Origin of the sequence: Pseudomonas fluorescens, assembly GCF_001902145.1 — a bacterium.
Classification (GTDB): Bacteria; Pseudomonadota; Gammaproteobacteria; order Pseudomonadales; family Pseudomonadaceae; genus Aquipseudomonas; species Aquipseudomonas fluorescens_BV.
Genome location: NZ_MRST01000019.1, coordinates 15,359 through 32,758, shown reverse-complemented (window position 1 = coordinate 32,758; position 17,400 = coordinate 15,359). Strand labels below are relative to the sequence as shown.

The following is a 17,400-nucleotide window of genomic DNA, read 5'->3' as shown; positions in this document are numbered from 1 at the left end:
CAAGCTCGCTCCTACAGGGGTAAGGCTTCAGGCTCCACCTATCCAAAAGTCTGCTTGCGGAACAGGGTTGTTGCAAAGTATGTCTAGGCTATAACCGTTCCCACTGAGTAAAAAACATGACAACAAAAACCAGCCACTACACCGGAGAAGAACGCAGCAAACGGATCTTTGCGATTGTCGGTGCGTCCTCCGGCAACCTGGTCGAATGGTTCGACTTCTACGTCTATGCCTTCTGCGCGATTTATTTTGCTCCGGCGTTTTTCCCCTCGGACGACCCCACGGTGCAGTTGCTCAACACCGCCGGTGTGTTTGCCGCCGGGTTCCTGATGCGACCGATCGGTGGCTGGTTGTTTGGCCGGGTGGCCGACAAGCACGGGCGCAAGAACTCGATGATGATCTCGGTGCTGATGATGTGCGGCGGCTCCCTGGTTATCGCTTTCTTGCCCACCTACAACGCCATCGGTGCCTGGGCGCCGGCGTTGCTGTTGGTGGCGCGGCTGTTCCAGGGCTTGTCGGTGGGCGGCGAATACGGCACCACGGCCACTTACATGAGTGAAGTCGCGCTCAAGGGCCAGCGTGGCTTCTTTGCTTCGTTCCAGTACGTGACCCTGATTGGCGGCCAGTTGCTGGCGGTGCTGGTGGTGGTGATCCTGCAACAGATCCTCACCGAAGAAGAACTGCGTGCCTGGGGCTGGCGCATCCCGTTTGTGATCGGCGCCATAGCCGCCGTGATCTCCCTACTGCTGCGTCGCACCCTGAAAGAAACCACCAGCAAGGAAATGCGCGAAGACAAGGACGCCGGCAGTATCGTCGCGCTGTTTCGCGACCACGGCAAAGCCTTCATCACGGTGCTGGGCTACACCGCCGGCGGCTCGCTGATTTTCTACACCTTCACCACCTACATGCAGAAGTACCTGGTGAATACCGTGGGCATGCACGCCAAGACGTCGAGCTACATCATGACCGGCGCGCTGTTCCTGTACATGTGTATGCAGCCGTTGTTCGGCATGTTGGCCGACAAGATTGGCCGGCGTAATTCGATGCTCTGGTTTGCCGGCCTTGGCACGCTGTTCACCGTGCCGATCCTGCTGACCTTGAAAACCGTGACCAGCCCGTTTTTGGCATTTGTGCTGATCACCCTGGCCTTGGCGATTGTCAGCTTCTACACCTCCATCAGCGGCCTGGTCAAAGCGGAGATGTTCCCGCCGCAGGTGCGTGCCTTGGGTGTGGGCCTGGCGTACGCGGTGGCTAACGCGGTGTTTGGCGGTTCGGCAGAAGTGGTTGCGCTGAGCCTCAAATCCATCGGCATGGAAAACACCTTTTATTGGTACGTCACCGCGATGATGGCGGTGGCCTTCCTGTTCAGCTTGCGCCTGCCGAAACAGGCGGCGTACCTGCATCACGATCTGTAAGGGATGAGTTATGACGTTGCGCACGAGCAATCAACTGTTCGACGCTTATTTCACTGCTGACAGCATGGCCGAGGTGTTCTGTGACCAGGGGCGCTTGCAGGGCATGCTGGATTTCGAAGCCGCACTGGCTCGGGCGCAGGCCCAGGTAGGGTTGATTCCCCAGGCCGCCGTCGCACCGATTGCCCAGGCGTGTCTGGCGTCGCTGTATGACGTGGATACCCTTGGCAGCGCGATTGCCACGGCGGGCAACTCGGCGATTCCATTGGTGAAGGCGTTGGGCAAGTTGATCGCCAGTGAGGACGCCGACGCCGAGCGTTATGTACACCTGGGCGCAACCAGTCAGGACGTGATGGACACGGGCCTGGTGCTGCAACTGCGCCGTGGGGTGGAACTGATCGAGGCCGACCTGGCTCGCCTGGGGGAGGTGTTGGCCGCCCAGGCCCAGCGTTACGCCACCGTGCCGTTGGCCGGGCGCACCTGGTTGCAGCACGCGACGCCGGTCACCCTGGGGATGAAAATCGCCGGTTGGCTGGGCGCGGTGACGCGCAGTCGCCAGCGCCTGGCCGAATTGAAACCACGCTTGTTGGTGCTGCAATTTGGCGGCGCGTCGGGCACTTTGGCGGCCCTCGGCGAACACGCCATGCCTGTGGCTGAGGCCTTGGCGGCCGAGTTGCAACTGGGCTTGCCGGAGCAACCCTGGCACACCCAGCGTGATCGCCTGGTGGAGTTTGCCAGCCTGCTCGGCCTGATCGCCGGCAGCCTCGGCAAGTTGGGCCGCGATATCAGCCTGTTGATGCAGACCGAAGCGGCGGAGGTGTTCGAGCCTTCGGCGCCGGGCAAGGGCGGTTCGTCCACCATGCCGCACAAGCGTAACCCGGTGGGCGCCGCGGTGCTGATCAGCGCGGCCACCCGCGTACCGGGCCTGGTGGGGACGATGTTCAGCGCCATGCCCCAGGAACACGAACGCAGCCTGGGGTTGTGGCACGCCGAATGGGAGACCTTGCCCGAGATTTGCCGCTTGGTGTCCGGTGCCTTGCACCAGGCACTGCTGGTCAGTGAAGGGCTGGAGGTGAATGCCGAACGCATGGCGCAGAACCTCGACCTGACCCAGGGCCTGGTGCTGGCCGAAGCGGTGAGTATCGTGCTCGCCCAACGCGTGGGCCGCGACACCGCGCACCATCTGCTGGAGCAGTGCTGTAAACGTGCGGTCGCCGAGCAGCGCCATTTGCGCGCGGTACTGGCGGATGAGCCGCACGTCACCGCCGAGCTGTCGGCGGCTGAACTGGATCGCCTGCTCGACCCGGCCCACTACCTGGGCCAGGCGTCTACCTGGGTCACGCGTGCGGTGACCGAACATTTTGCTTTGACTGCCTGAGGAGACCGCTGTGGCTTTTGTACAACTCGCCGAGGGCGAACTGCATTACCAACTCGAGGGGCCCGCCGACGCACCGGTATTGGTGCTGTCCAATTCCCTGGGTACCGACCTGCATATGTGGGATATCCAGATCCCGGCCTTCACCGAGCATTTTCGTGTGCTGCGATTCGACACCCGTGGCCACGGCCAATCCCTGGTGACCGAGGGGCCTTACAGCATCGAGCAACTGGGTCGAGACGTGATCGCGCTGCTGGATGCGCTGGATATCCAGAAGGCGCATTTTTGCGGGCTGTCCATGGGCGGCTTGATCGGCCAATGGCTGGGCATTCATGCCGGCGAGCGCCTGCAACGCCTGGTGGTGTGTAACACCGCGGCCAAGATCGGTACGCCCGAGGTGTGGAACCCCCGTATCGAAATGGTCCTGCGTGATGGCGCAGCCGCGATGGTGGCGCTGCGCGATGCGTCGATTGCGCGCTGGTTCACCGCAGATTTTGCCGCCGCCAACCCACACCAGGCCAAGCAGATCACCGACATGCTCGCGGCCACGTCGCCCGAGGGGTATGCCGCCAACTGCGCTGCCGTGCGCGATGCGGATTTTCGTGAGCAATTGTCCTCGATCACGGTGCCGACCCTGGTGATTGCCGGCACTGAAGACGCGGTGACGCCGCCAGCCGGCGGCCACTTTATCCAGAGCCATGTGCGGGGCGCCGAATATGCTGAGTTCTATGCGGCGCACCTGTCCAACGTTCAGGCCGGTGCTGCGTTCAGCAACCGTGTGATCGAATTTTTGCAGGCCCACTGAGGAGCTATTTGTGGACGAGAAACAACGTTACGCCGAGGGCCTGCAGGTGCGCCGCGAAGTACTGGGCGATGCCCATGTAAACCGCAGCCTCAATGCCCTGACCGAGTTCAACAGCGAGTTCCAGGAAATGATCACCCGCCACGCCTGGGGTGACATCTGGACCCGCCCCGGCCTGCCTCGGCATACCCGCAGCCTGATCACCATCGCGATGCTGATCGGCATGAACCGCAGTGAAGAACTGAAGCTGCACCTGCGTGCCGCCGCCAGCAACGGCGTGACCCGCGCCGAGATCAAGGAAGTGCTGATGCAGAGTGCGATTTACTGCGGGATCCCGGCGGCGAACGCGACGTTTCACCTGGCGGAGTCAGTGTGGGATGAGTTGGGCGTGGAGTCGCGGGGCGCGGTCTAGGTGTATTCCGTACGTAGTGGGCGGCGCATTTCTTCCTTCAGTGCATTTTCAGTAAATGCAGGGGGGTTGCTTGTCGTGGGCTCGGTTGCACGATGATCGTCAAAATCGAACGATAATGCATCTGTAGGCAAGCCTACTGCTTGACGTTCGTCGTTGGGCTCGCCCTCAGGATTCTCGTCTATGACTGTTTGACCTTCGAGGAAGGTACCCGTGGCCCCATTGTAGGCGTGGGCCATTTCATGGAATAGGACGTTGACCGGAGCAGTTTCGTCATTAGGCACGAAGGAGGGGTTGTATTGTAATTGTGCGCCCGTCGCGAAGGCGCCACGTTGATTGTGGGCAATGTAGCCCTGGGCTGCTGGTTCAAGGGTCTCCAGGGATTTACCTGTAGCCAGGTGGTTGCGCACCGCTGCGTTATTAAAAATGTAAGAGCCGTTATCATCAGCCGTTTCAGTGATGTGCACCGGAGAGTCATTGCGCTGGGCCGAGTTATCGGCAGTGCTTAACATTTTTTTGCCTGGCAGGGACATTCTCAGCAGTTCCATGTCGTCCTCTACGTATTGTATGAACTCGGGAGAGCCTTCAACGACATAGCCACTTTTTCCTGCTTCGCGGTATTGCGTGTGAATGAGCGTGGAACCTGGCGTGCGGTGAATCTCGTCCGAAGGCTTGGCATAAATGACGGTGTCATCGCTATTGGACCTGACAATATTTTTGTCGCGCCCGGTATAAATCGTGGCAGGGCCCTGCGTGACTATCAGGTTTTCACCTTTGCCTCCATGCATGACTATCGGGTTTGGGGAGTCATTGCTGGTGCTAATCATAAAGTCGTGACCGTCACCACCGTCCATGTAGATATGGCGATCAGCAGAACCCTCTCCTGACTGCATGCGGTCATTACCGTTGTTTCCCTTGAGAATGCCACTGCCGGAGCCTGCGATGAGTAAATCGTCGCCATCATCACCAAATGCGATGCCGATGCCGCTGCCCAGTTTTAGCCGGTCATTCCCTGCGCCCCCATATAGACGCGTATTACCCGAGCCAGCACGGGCGTAATCATTGCCCTCGCCCAGTTCAATGCGAATGTCGTTATTAACGTCTGGGTGGATCACAACGCAGTCGTCGCCGCCTTTGGTTCTTATGCGCAGGGGCTGGATTTCAGCTCCGTCAGAGGAGCGAGCAAGGTTCAGTTGATACGGAATGTTATTGATGGTGGCGACCAGACTGTCGTCCGGGCCTTTTTTGATAATGACCTTATCGGCACGGTCAGTTGTCTCGATTACACATTCATTACCAGTAGCCCCTATCGGCTTGCCGTTTTTGCTTGAGTAAGTTATCTCCTGATAGATCTTTACGTTCGCGTCATGACGCAACACATCGGTGTTGATGTATTTTTTTTGGGTTGTGTCTAGCGGGTCCTGATCAGGCGCGAGCCTGGAATGGCTGGAAAAGTACAGGAAATCCACTGTCCTGTCCGGTCCTACATACCCGGCAGATTTAGCGTTGATCTGGATGGGTGGTCGCGGTGACGTTGTGCTGGAAGGTGCCTCCACGGGCGCCATGGGTTGTGGATTGACGGCGTATGCGCCAGATAGCGAAGACGTATTCATGTGGGTCATCTCATTGTGTGTTGACCCTGAGTGGTGATGCTGGAATTGAGGTTCCCGACAGCAGGTGGGCGGGGACGGCAGCAGATGTTATCCGTTGTTGCGACGAGGTTAATGAGAGTCTGCGTCCCACACCAGATTCCAAATCCCAGGCAAATGCACTGGGTCGTCCACATTTTTCACGGTTCGCGCAATCGCCGCGCGTTCAACCTGGGCCGTGTCGGTATAGAACGGCTCGTCAGCGGTCTTCAATCCGTTGATCCGCGCGCTGTCCATCAGGATCTGCAAGTACTCCTGCATATGCCGCGCGGTGTAGCGGTTGATGTCATGGAAGGTCACCACCACCGGGATCACTCCCTCCACCGTCGGCAGCTCACCCAAGGCAATACGCTCACGCACCACCGACAATTGTCGATACAGGTTGGCCCGGCGGCGCGGGCTGGCATTGAAGCCCCAGATCTTGCCGTCATTGGCGCTCAGGTCCGTCAGCAGTACCTGCATGCCGTGGCGTTGGTAGGCGGCGAAGGTGCGCTTGTCGTAGTTCCAGAAGGGCGGGCGTACCAGCACTGGGGGGGCGCCCGTGATGGCGGCAATGTCTGCGGCCCCTTCGGTAAGGGTGTGTTCCAGGGTGGCGTCGTTCAACCAGCGATGATTGGTGTGAAACGCCGTGGCGGTGTGAAAGGCCAGGACATGGCCAGCGGCGAATTCACGTTCCATGGTCTTGCGCCCCCGGGTACTGCCGCCGGAGCGGGCCGCTTCGGTCTGCAGAAAGAACACCGCTTTGATCCCCGGCAGCACCGGGTTATTGGCCAGGTCCGCCACTACCGAACGGCTCGGGTTGTTGTAGCCCGAGGCGCTTGGGCCGTCATCGAAGGTCAGCAGAAAGCGGATCGGCGCCTGGGCTTGCAAGCGTTGCTGGGTTGCCGGTGTCAGGGCAATGGGCGCGCCGATGCAGCCGCTCAGGCTCAGGGCCAGGGCAAATAATACGCTCGCTACGGCAAAGGGTTTCATCAGGTACGCAGGCTCGATAAAGGCCGCTGCTTGGGGGATCAGCAGCGGCAGGCGCGCACCATACAGTAAGTCCGGCGCCGGTTTACAGCAGACTTATGGGGTAGCTGACGATCAACCGGTTTTCATCGAACTCGTTGTTGCTGTAGTCGCGGCGCATGCTCGAATTACGCCAGCGCACGTTGACGTTTTTCAGGGTGCCGCTCTGCACCGTATAACCCACTTCGGTCTCGCGGCCCCACTCCTTGCCGTCGGTGATGGTGCCGGTGTGCACGTTGCTGCCGCTGATATAGCGGTTCATCAGGGTCAGGCCCGGTACACCGAGGGCGGCGAAGTTGTAGTCGTGGCGAACCTGCCAGGATTTTTCCTGTGCGTTGTCGTAGCTGGAGTTGTAGCTGTCGTTGGCCAGGGTGCCGCCGCTGGTGCCGTTGACGCGCATCCAGGCACTGTCGCCGGTGAGTTTTTGCAGGCCGACGTAGAAGGTGTTGCCGCCATACCTGGCCGAGAACAAACCGGACCAGGTTTTGTTGTTCAGGTCGCCGGCGCGGGCGCTGCCGTCTTCCTTGCCGTAGAAGAAGCCCAGGTTGGCGCCCAGGGTCCAGTCGCCCACAGGCTGGCTGTGGATCAGATTGACGAACTGCTGGCTGTAGATGTCCTTGAGCTGGGCATTCCACACGCCGACTTGGGTGCGTTTGTCGTTGAATGCGTATTCGGCGCCCTGGAAATTGAAGCGGTCGGAGGTGAAGGCGGTTTTGCCGAACATCGACATATCGCTCATGCTGCCGTCGTCCCGCGGGCTATTGGCGCGGAATTGGCCGGCATAGAGGGTCAGTCCGTCGATTTCCTTCGAGGTGATCTGCCCACCCCGCAGGGTCTGTGGCAGGGAGCGGCCATCGTCGGAGCGCAGGATCGGCAGCACCGGCATCCATTCGCCCACCTTCAGCTCGGTTTTGGAAACGCGCGCCTTGAATGCCACGCCCAGCCGGCCAAACTCATCGGCTGGCCGACCGTCATGGTCCAGCGGCAGCAACTGCGTGCCACCCGTGCCACGCCCGCCATCGAGCTTGAGCGAGTACAAGCCCAGCACATCCACACCAAAACCGACTGTGCCTTGGGTGAACCCGGACTTGGCGTCGAGAATGAAACTTTGCGTCCACTCCTGCGCGCCACCCTGAACCTTGGTCGGATTGGTGTAGTTGCGGTTGAAGAAGAAATTACGCAGGTTGAGGTTGGCGCTGGCGTCTTCGAGAAAGCCGTGCTCCTGGGCGAAAACGGGCAGGGCAGAACTGGCGACAGCAGCCGCCAGCAATAGCTGGCGCGGTTTGAAAGTGCTCATGGTGTGAACCTGTTGTTATTGGGTTTATGCAGGTGGCGGCCATGGTGCGCGGCGGTGCAGGGGCGATGAAAGTAGGGGAGGGTGGGTTGTGGGCGATGATCGAACGCAAGTTGTAAGGGCAACAATGCAGGCATAAAAAAACCGCTTCCGGTAAGGGAAGCGGTTTTTCACACCTGCGCTATCAGAACAACTTCAACGGCGGTGCTTCTTCTTTCAATGGCTCGTTCTTCGCAGTCTGCTCGTTCCAGCCACCGCCGAGGGCCTTGTACAGGTTGACCTCGCTGGTGAGCTGCGCCAAACGGTCGGTGATCAGCGATTGCTGGGCACTGAACAGTTGGCGCTGGGCGTCGAGGAAGGTCAGGTTGCTGTCGACACCAATGCGGTAGCGACGCTCGGCCAGGCGGTAGTAATCCTGGTTAGCCTCGACGAAGCCGCGTTGGGCATCCAGTTGCTGCTTGTAGGTCTCCCGTGCGGCCAGGCCGTCGGAGACTTCCTGGAAGCCGGTCTGGATGGCCTTCTCGTAGTTGGCCACGTTGATCTCTTTCTGGATCTTGGAGTAGTCCAGGCTTGCGCGCAGGCTACCGGCGTTGAAGATCGGGATGTTGATCTGCGGGGCAAACGCCCAGGTACCCGAACCGCCTTTGAACAGGCCACCCAGGGTAGGGCTGGCAGTGCCGGCGCTGGCGGTCAGGCTGATGCTCGGGAAGAACGCCGCACGGGCAGCGCCGATGTTGGCGTTGGCGGCCTTGAGGTTGTACTCGGCTTGCACGATGTCTGGGCGACGTTGCAGCAGGTCCGATGGCAACCCGGCCGGCACTTCGCTGAGCAGGTCATCGGACAGCGGCTTGCTGGCGATATTCGCCGGCAGGCCGGTGCCCAGCAGCAGGGTCAGGCTGTTTTCGTCCTGGGCCACCTGGCGGGTGTAACGGGCCAGTTGCACACGGGCGTTTTCCACCGAGGTGCGTGCCTGGCTGAGGTCGAGGGCCGAGGCCACGCCGACTTCATTGCTGCGCGAGGTGAGCTTGTAGCTCTGCTCGAAGGCCGCCAGGGTGTCCTGGGTCAGCTTGAGCAGCTCCTTGTCGGCCTGCCAGGTCAGGTAGGCATTGGCCACGCTGGCCACCAGGCTGATTTGGGTGCTGCGACGTGCTTCTTCAGTGGCGAAGTACTTTTGCAGCGCCTCTTCACTGAGGCTGCGTACGCGACCGAACAGGTCCAGCTCATACGAACTGATGCCCAGGCCCGCCGAGTACTGGCTGGCAATGGTCGATTCGCCGGTCTGCGACAGCTTGGCCGGGGTGCGCGAACGGCTGCCGTTACCGGTGGCCGACACGGCCGGGAACAGGTCGGCACGTTGGATTTGATATTGCGCTGCATAGGCGTCGATGTTCAGCGCCGCGACACGCAGGTCACGGTTGTTCACCAACGCGGTCTGGATCAGCTGTTGCAGGGCAGGGTCATGGAAAAACTGCTTCCAGCCTTGCTCGGCGGCTGCCTGGCTCGGCGCCTGGGCCGACGAATACGCCGGCCCCTGCGGGAACTGGGCGGCCACCGGCGCATCGGGACGCTGATAGTCAGGTATCAGCGAGCAGCCACTGAGCACGAATGCGGTGACGGCTAGGGAAAGTAGCGACTTGCTCATTGGCCAGCCTCTTTAGGAGTTTCAGTAGTGTCTTTCTTTTTACGCTCGCCAGCGGCGGATACCGTTGCGTAGAACAGCGGTACCCAGAAGATCGCCAGCACAGTGGCCGTGATCATACCGCCGATCACGCCGGTACCGATCGCATGCTGGCTGCCTGAGCCGGCGCCCGTGGAGATCGCCAGCGGCAGTACGCCGAGCATGAACGCCAACGAGGTCATGATGATCGGGCGCAGACGCATGCGGGACGCTTCGATAGCCGCCTCGACGATGCCTTTGCCTTGCTCATGCAGTTCCTTGGCGAACTCCACGATGAGGATGGCGTTTTTCGCCGCCAGGCCCACCGTTACCAACAGGCCTACCTGGAAGAACACGTCGTTGGACAAGCCACGCATGCTGGTGGCGATCAGTGCGCCGATCACACCCAGGGGTACAACCAGAATCACCGCGATCGGGATCGACCAGCTTTCGTACAGTGCCGCCAGGCACAGGAACACCACTAGCAGCGACAGTGCGTACAGGGCTGGCGCCTGGGAACCGGACAGGCGTTCTTCGTACGACAGGCCTGTCCAGGCATAACCGATACCGGCCGGCAGCTCTTTGGCAATGCGTTCGACTTCGGCCATCGCATCACCGGTACTGTAGCCCGGTGCCGGGGTACCGAGGATTTCCATCGCCGCTACACCGTTGTATCGCGAAAGCTTGGGCGAACCGTAGATCCACTGGCCCGACGAGATGGCCGACAGCGGCACCATTTTCCCGTCGTTGCTGCGCACGAACCATTTGTCCAGGTCTTCGGGCGACATCCGGCTGGCGGCGTCACCTTGTACATACACCTTCTTCACGCGACCACGGTCGATGAAGTCGTTGATGTAGCTACCACCCAAGGCAATGGCCAGGGTCTGCTGGATATCCGCCAGGCTGATGCCCTGGGCACTGGCCTTTTCGTCGTCCACGGTCAGCTCGTACTGTGGCTCATCGTTCACGCCGTTAGGACGTACGCCGGCCAGTACCTTGCTTTGCGCCGCCGCACCCAGGAACTGGTTACGTGCCGCCATCAGCTTGTCGTGGCCGACGCCACCCTGGTCTTGCAGGAACACGTCGAAACCGGTGGCGTTACCCAGCTCCAGCACCGAAGGCGGCACGATGGCGAAAACCATGGCGTCCTTGAAGGCCCCGAAGAAGTAACCCTGGGCACGCTTGGCCACTTCGAACACCGATTGGGTCGAGTCACGCTCATCCCACGGCTTGAGCATTACGAACGCAAGCCCCGAGCTCTGGCCACGACCGGCGAAGTTGAAGCCGTTCACGGTAAACACCGACTTCACCGCCTTGCCTTCGCCTGGCTCGCCTTCCTTGTCGTTCAGCAGGAAGGCGCGCATGTCGTCGACGACTTTTTGCGTGCGCTCAGCCGAAGCACCGACCGGTGTCTGCACCTGGGCGAAGATCACACCCTGGTCTTCCTCAGGCAGGAACGCGCTTGGAATACGGGTAAACATCCAGATCATGCCGGCCAGGATCAGCGCATACACCAGGAATGCCGGGATCTTGTGCTTGATCATGCCGCCCACGCCGCGCTCGTACTTGAGTACGCCACGGTCGAAGGTGCGGTTGAACCAGCCGAAGAAGCCGCGCTTGGGCTGGCCGTGGGTTTCTGGATCAATCGGCTTGAGCATGGTGGCGCACAAGGCCGGGGTGAAGATCAGGGCAACCAGTACCGACAACGCCATCGCCGAAACAATGGTGATGGAGAACTGCCGGTAGATCACACCGGTGGAACCACCGAAGAACGCCATTGGCAGCAGTACCGCCGACAGTACCAGGGCAATACCCACCAGGGCGCCCTGGATCTGGCCCATGGACTTGATCGTCGCTTCTTTGGGCGACAGATGCTCCTCGGCCATTACCCGTTCGACGTTTTCCACCACCACGATGGCATCGTCCACCAGCAAGCCGATGGCCAGGATCATGCCGAACATGGTCAGGGTGTTGATGGTGAAACCGAACGCCGCCAGGATCCCGAAGGTACCCAGCAATACCACCGGTACGGTCATGGTGGTGATGATGGTGGCGCGAAAGTTCTGCAAGAACAGGAACATCACCAGGAACACCAGCACGATCGCTTCGACCAGGGTGTCAACCACACCCGAGATCGACTCGGTTACCACCGGGGTGGTGTCATACGGCACCACCGCCTTCATGCCAGGCGGGAAGAACGGTTCCAGGGACGCAACCGTTTCGCGGATGGCCTTGCCGGTGTCCAGTGCGTTGGCACCGGATGCCAGCTTGATCGCCATACCCGAGGCCGGCTTGCCGTTGAACTGTGCACTGATGCTGTAGTTCTGGCCGCCCAGTTCGATGCGCGCGACGTCACCCAGGCGAACCTGGGAGCCGTCGGTGTTCACCTTCATCAGGATCTTGGCGAATTCCTCGGTGCTTTGCAGGCGCGTCTTGCCGATGATCGTGGCGTTCAGCTGGGTGCCGGGCAGGGCAGGCAGGCCGCCCAGTTGGCCGGTAGCCACCTGCACGTTCTGGGCCTTGATGGCATTGCTGACATCCACGGGCGTGAGCTGGTAGTTGTTCAGCTTGGCCGGGTCGAGCCAGATACGCATGGCGTACTGCGAACCGAACACCTGGAAGTCACCCACCCCCGCGGTACGGGAGATCGGGTCCTGGATGTTGGACACGATGTAGTTGGAGAGGTCGTCCTTGGTCATGCTGCCGTCTTCCGACACCAGACCGATCACCATCAGGAAGTTCTTCACCGACTTGGTCACACGGATACCCTGCTGCTGCACTTCTTGCGGCAGCAGCGGGGTGGCCAGGTTCAGCTTGTTCTGGACCTGAACCTGGGCGATATCCGGGTTGGTACCCTGGTTGAACGTCACGGTGATGGTCATGCTGCCGTCGGAGTTACTGTCCGAGGAGACATAACGCAGGTTGTCGATACCGTTGAGCTGTTGCTCGATGACCTGCACCACGGTGTCCTGCACGGTTTGTGCGGATGCGCCTGGGTAGGTCACCTGGATATCAATGGCCGTTGGCGCAATGGCCGGGTATTGGTTGATGGGCAACTTCAGGATCGACAGTGCCCCGACCAACATGATCACCAGGGCAATTACCCAGGCGAAAATGGGACGGTCGATAAAAAATTTCGACATGGATTACTCCCCTTGACCAGCAGCGGCAGCAGGCGCTGCAGCAGTACCGGCGGGTTTAGCGTTGGCAGCGTCCTTGACCTGTACCTCAATGCCCGGCTTGATGAATTGCAGGCCCTCGGTGATCACACGGTCACCAGCGTCCAGGCCTTTTTCCACCAGCCAGTAGGCGCCAGCGGTACGGTTGGCAACCAGTTCGCGTTGCTCGACCTTGTTGTCCTTGTTCACGATCAGTGCTACCGGAATGCCCCTCAGGTCACGGGTCACGCCTTGTTGCGGAGCCAGGATGGCCTTGCTGTTCACACCGGCCAGCAGTTGGGCGTGCACGAACATACCCGGCAGCAGCACGTGGTCAGGGTTGGGGAACACGGCACGCAGGGTCACGGAACCGGTGGTCTGGTCGACCGACACTTCGGAGAACTCGAGCTTGCCGTCCTGGGCGTAGGGCGTGCCGTCTTCCAGGGTCAGCTTGACCTTGGCGGCGTTTTCGCCGGCTTTTTCCAGTTGGCCACTTGCCAGGTCGCGACGCAGCTTGAGCATTTCAGCCGAAGATTGCGTGACGTCGACGTAGATCGGGTCCAGTTGCTGGATCACCGCCATGGCGTCGGTCTGGCCATTGCTGACCAGTGCGCCTTCGGTCACCGAAGAACGGCCAATGCGCCCGGAGATCGGCGCGTACACCTTGGTGTAGCGCACGTTGATCTGGGCGGTTTGCACGTTTGCTTCTGCGGTCATGCGGTTGGCGACGGCAGTGTCGTATTCCTGACGGCTGACGGCTTGCTCCTCGACCAATTGCTTGTAGCGATCGGTGATGGACTTGGTCTGGGTCAGGCTGGCCTGGGCGCTTTTGAGCGTGGCCTCATACACCGACGGGTCGATCTGGTAGAGCTGTTGCCCTTCCTTCACGTCGGCGCCTTCCTTGAACAGGCGCTTGAGAATGATGCCGTTGACCTGAGGCCGGACTTCCGCGATGCGGTAGGCCGTGGTGCGGCCTGGCAGCTCGGTGGTCAGGGTATAGGCTTGCGGTTGAATGGTGACCACGCCGACCTGAGGGGTTTGAGCGGGCGGTGCCGCTTCTTCCTTTTTACATCCGCTGAGCAGCGATGCCAGGGCGACGGCAGTGACCAGAGCGGTAACAGCTGGCTTAAGTTGCATGAAGATCCTCGGGTCAGGCGCGCAGAGTGCGCACAAGAAGTGTGGAAGGGTAAAAAACAAGCCGTGAGTGGATAAGTAGCTTGCTACGCAATATACTTACGTTCATGGTTGTTTGTAAACTCTTGACAGGCTTTGCGGAATGTTGACAAAGCACCGCTGCAAGCCTCGATTCTAGTACGTTCGGCGCCCCTGGCGGTGTCGTCCCACAATTATTCAGATGATCGTTCGCGTCTATTAACGTTGCGTTAACGATAGTCCCAAGTGTTCTGATTGAGGTTTTACTGCCATGGTTCGTCGCACCAAAGAGGAAGCTCAGGAAACGCGCAGCCAGATTCTCCAAGCCGCCGAGCAAGCCTTTTATGAGCGCGCACCACCCTGGCGGATATCGCTGCGCTGGCTGGAGTGACGCGCGGGGCTATCTATTGGCATTTCAGCAATAAGTCCGATTTGCTCCAGGCCTTGCTCGATACGCTGCACGAACCCCTGGACGAATTGGCCCGCGCGAGTGAAAGCGAGGAGGAAGTCGACCCGCTGGGCTGTATGCGCAAGTTGCTGATTCATCTCTACCATGAAGTGGCCCTGGACCCGAAAACCCGGCGCATCAACGAAATCCTGTTTCATAAGTGCGAGTTCACCGATGAAATGTGTGACATGCGCCGCCAACGCCAGACCCACAGCCTGGAATGCAACCTGCGCATCGGCCTGACATTGCGTAACGCGGTCCATCGCGGGCAACTTCCTGAAACGCTCGATACCACCCGCGGGGCCATATGCATCCATGCGTTTATCCACGGTCTGATCGGTCAGTGGCTGTTGGTGCCTGACAGTTTTCAACTGCATCAAGACGCCGAGCGCTGGGCTGACATAGGGCTGGACATGCTGCGCCTGAGCCCAAGCCTGCGCAATTGAGACAAAATGCGTAATTGCGACCAGTTGTGTCAACAGTAAAGCCTAAGGACGGTCAATCGTCCTTCTGGCTGATTTGTGGGGTGACTTTATATACGGCCTGGCGGGCGGTTGATAGGTAGCCGGCTAAGTATTTTGTAGCGATATTGTTGCCGTTCTGTGAAGCGATGTTTCCAAAGGGCTACACACAGGCACAAATGTGGGAGGGGACTTGCCCTTGATACTGTAGGAGCGAGCTTGCTCGCGAAAAACGTCAACGATAACGCGTGCTTCCTGAATAAACGCGGCGCCTGTCAGTTTTTCGCGAGCAAGCTCGCTCCTACAGTATTTGCGGATGACGTTAGATCGGCAGCGTCGGGTAATCGATATAACCCACCGGGCCTTTGCCATAGAAGGTTTCCGGGTGCGGCTCGTTCAACGGCGCATCGGCCTTCAGTCGCGCCGGCAGGTCCGGGTTGGCGATGAAAGGAATACCGAAGGCCACTGCATCCGCTTTGCCCGCCGCCAGCCAGGCATTGGCGCTGTCCTTGGTGAAGCGTTCGTTGGCGATGTACACGCCGCCGAAGGCTTTTTTCAGCTGTGGGCCGAGGCTATCCGCACCTTCTTTTTCGCGGGAGCAGATGAAGGCGATGTCGCGCTTGCCCAGTTCGCTGGCGACGTAGGTGAAGGTCTCGGCGAGGTTGTCGTCGCCCATGTCATGAGCATCAGCACGCGGTGCCAGGTGCACGCCCACGCGGCCGGCGCCCCAGACTTCGATGGCGGCGTCGGTGACTTCCAGCAACAGGCGGGCCCGGTTTTCCAAAGAGCCGCCGTACTGGTCGGTGCGCTGGTTGGTGCTGCTTTGCAGGAACTGGTCGAGCAGGTAGCCGTTGGCGCCGTGGATTTCCACGCCGTCGAAACCGGCGGCCTTGGCGTTCTCGGCGCCGGTGCGATAAGCGTCGACGATGTCGGCGATTTCAGCGGTTTCCAGGGCGCGCGGGGTTGGGTAGTCGGCCAATGGGCGAACCAGGCTGACGTGGCCTTTAGCCTGAACTGCGCTCGGGGCCACCGGGGTTTCCCCGTTCAGGTAGGACTCGTGGGAGATGCGGCCAACGTGCCACAACTGCAGGAAGATCTTGCCGCCCGCGCCATGTACGGCCTTGGTAATGTTGGCCCAGCCGCGTACCTGATCGTTGGACCAGATGCCGGGGGTGTCCGGGTAGCCCACGCCCATGGGTGTCACGGAAGTCGCTTCGCTGAGGATCAGCCCCGCGGAGGCGCGTTGCACATAGTACTCGGCCATCAGCGCGTTGGGCACGCGCCCGGCATCCGCGCGGCAGCGGGTCAGCGGCGCCATGATGATGCGGTTCGACAGTTGCAAGTCGCCCAGCGTGATCGGATCGAAAATAGTCGTCATGGGAAAATACCTTTGTCTTTAAGTTGATCAGTTGGTCGCGGGGGCCAGGTCGGCATTGGCGCCCTGACGGAAAGTGATGAGGGTCACCAGCAGCGCGAGAATCGCCAGTGCTGCAGCGGCCAGGGGCACGCTGGTCAGGCCGAAGCCGTGGGCAATCACGCTGCCACCGACCCAGGCGCCGAGGGCGTTGCCAATGTTGAAGGCGCCGATGTTCAGGGTGGATACCAGGTTCGGCGCGGCCTTGCCGAAGGTCACCACGTTGATTTGCAGCGCCGGCACGGCGGCGAACGAGGCGGTGGCCCACAGGAACAGCGTGATTTCAGTCGGTATCACCGCAACGCTGGTCCAGCTCAGCACCGTGGAGACCACCGCCATGCTGATGAACACGCCGATCAAGGTGGCCGCCAGGCGCTTGTCCGCCAGTTTGCCGCCGATGATGTTGCCCACGGTGAGGCCCAGGCCGATCAGCAGCAGGGTCCAGGTCACGCCCTTGGGCGACACGCCAGTGACATCGCCCAGCAGCGGCGCGACGTAGGTAAAGAGGGTAAACATGGACGCGGCAAACAGCGCGGTCATGCTCAGCGACAACCAGATACCGGCACCCTTGAGGGCGGACAGTTCGGCGCGCATGTCGAGTTTTTCTTCGTCACGCTTGGCCGGCAGGAAGCGAATAAGGCCGATCAAGGCGATCACGCCAATCACGGTCACGGCCCAGAAGGTCGAGCGCCAGCCGGCTTCCTGGCCCAGCGCCGTACCCAGGGGCACGCCCAGCACGTTGGCCAGGGTCAGCCCGGTGAACATCAGCGCCACGGCCGACGCTCGTTTGTTGGCCGGCACCAGGTTGGCTGCCACCACCGAGCCAATCCCGAAGAAGGCACCGTGGCACAACGCTGTGACCACACGGGCGAACATCAGCACGTTGTAGTCGCTGGCCAGGGCACAGAGCAGATTGCCGATAATGAAAATACCCATCAACGCTACCAGCGCCGCCTTGCGTGGCAGCCTGGCGGTGGCCAGTGCCATGAACGGTGCGCCGATGGCCACGCCCAGGGCGTAGCCGGTGACCAGCCAGCCGGCGCCGGGAATCGACACACCCAGGTCCGCCGCCACATCGGGCAGCAAGCCCATGATGACGAACTCGGTGGTGCCGATGGCGAAGGCGCTCAGGGCCAGTATGAGTAGCGAGAGGGGCATGCGTGC

General features: G+C 60.6%; 12 protein-coding genes and 1 pseudogene. 5 read left to right on the top strand and 8 right to left on the bottom strand.

All coding sequences use genetic code 11. The features are described from left to right. The first annotated feature begins 116 nt into the window (after window positions 1–116). From BUE92_RS06170 to pcaC, 4 genes are read left to right on the top strand one after another with little or no spacing between them, the layout of a single operon-like run. A complete protein-coding gene (locus BUE92_RS06170; RefSeq protein WP_014717296.1) occupies window positions 117–1,412 on the top strand; it encodes an MFS family transporter in 1,296 nt (431 codons plus the stop codon). 10 nt (window positions 1,413–1,422) lie between these two features. Further along, complete coding sequence (locus BUE92_RS06165) at window positions 1,423–2,787, top strand: 3-carboxy-cis,cis-muconate cycloisomerase (RefSeq protein ID WP_073522583.1); 1,365 nt, start codon at window positions 1,423–1,425, stop codon at window positions 2,785–2,787. Between the two features lie 10 nt (window positions 2,788–2,797). Next, window positions 2,798–3,589 (top strand): 3-oxoadipate enol-lactonase, encoded by a 792-nt coding sequence (pcaD, locus tag BUE92_RS06160; protein ID WP_073522581.1) that lies wholly within the window; start codon window positions 2,798–2,800, stop codon window positions 3,587–3,589. A gap of 10 nt (window positions 3,590–3,599) precedes the next feature. Beyond that, window positions 3,600–3,998, top strand: a complete 399-nt coding sequence (gene pcaC / locus BUE92_RS06155; protein ID WP_073522578.1) for a 4-carboxymuconolactone decarboxylase — start codon at window positions 3,600–3,602, stop codon at window positions 3,996–3,998. Here pcaC and BUE92_RS06150 read toward each other — a convergent pair. From BUE92_RS06150 to BUE92_RS06125, 6 genes are all read right to left on the bottom strand, one after another. After that, on the bottom strand, window positions 3,995–5,608 hold the full coding sequence (locus BUE92_RS06150; protein ID WP_073522576.1) for a M91 family zinc metallopeptidase: 1,614 nt from the start codon (window positions 5,606–5,608) through the stop codon (window positions 3,995–3,997). The genes pcaC and BUE92_RS06150 overlap by 4 nt on opposite strands. Window positions 5,609–5,716: 108 nt before the next feature. Continuing rightward, window positions 5,717–6,616, bottom strand: a complete 900-nt coding sequence (locus tag BUE92_RS06145; RefSeq protein WP_073522575.1) for a polysaccharide deacetylase family protein — start codon at window positions 6,614–6,616, stop codon at window positions 5,717–5,719. An 82-nt stretch (window positions 6,617–6,698) separates the two neighbouring features. Continuing rightward, window positions 6,699–7,949: an OprD family porin gene (locus BUE92_RS06140; RefSeq protein WP_073522573.1), complete on the bottom strand. Its 1,251-nt coding sequence runs from the start codon at window positions 7,947–7,949 to the stop codon at window positions 6,699–6,701. A 181-nt stretch (window positions 7,950–8,130) separates the two neighbouring features. Next, the gene (adeC, locus tag BUE92_RS06135) at window positions 8,131–9,588 is read right to left on the bottom strand and encodes an AdeC/AdeK/OprM family multidrug efflux complex outer membrane factor (RefSeq protein ID WP_073522571.1); all 1,458 of its coding nucleotides are present in this window, start codon (window positions 9,586–9,588) and stop codon (window positions 8,131–8,133) included. Further along, window positions 9,585–12,746 (bottom strand): efflux RND transporter permease subunit, encoded by a 3,162-nt coding sequence (locus BUE92_RS06130; protein ID WP_073522569.1) that lies wholly within the window; start codon window positions 12,744–12,746, stop codon window positions 9,585–9,587. Before BUE92_RS06130 ends, adeC begins: the two co-directional genes overlap by 4 nt. Window positions 12,747–12,749: 3 nt before the next feature. Continuing rightward, window positions 12,750–13,898 (bottom strand): efflux RND transporter periplasmic adaptor subunit, encoded by a 1,149-nt coding sequence (locus BUE92_RS06125; protein WP_073522567.1) that lies wholly within the window; start codon window positions 13,896–13,898, stop codon window positions 12,750–12,752. Window positions 13,899–14,184: 286 nt separating this feature from the next. Between BUE92_RS06125 and BUE92_RS06120 the strand changes: the two are divergent. Beyond that, window positions 14,185–14,807: pseudogene (locus tag BUE92_RS06120) on the top strand (TetR family transcriptional regulator). A gap of 337 nt (window positions 14,808–15,144) precedes the next feature. Here BUE92_RS06120 and BUE92_RS06115 read toward each other — a convergent pair. Then, window positions 15,145–16,200, bottom strand: a complete 1,056-nt coding sequence (locus BUE92_RS06115; RefSeq protein WP_073522565.1) for an alkene reductase — start codon at window positions 16,198–16,200, stop codon at window positions 15,145–15,147. A 27-nt stretch (window positions 16,201–16,227) separates the two neighbouring features. Beyond that, entirely contained in the window at window positions 16,228–17,394 is a 1,167-nt protein-coding gene (locus BUE92_RS06110) for an MFS transporter (RefSeq protein ID WP_073522563.1), read from the bottom strand. Window positions 17,395–17,400 lie beyond the last annotated feature (6 nt).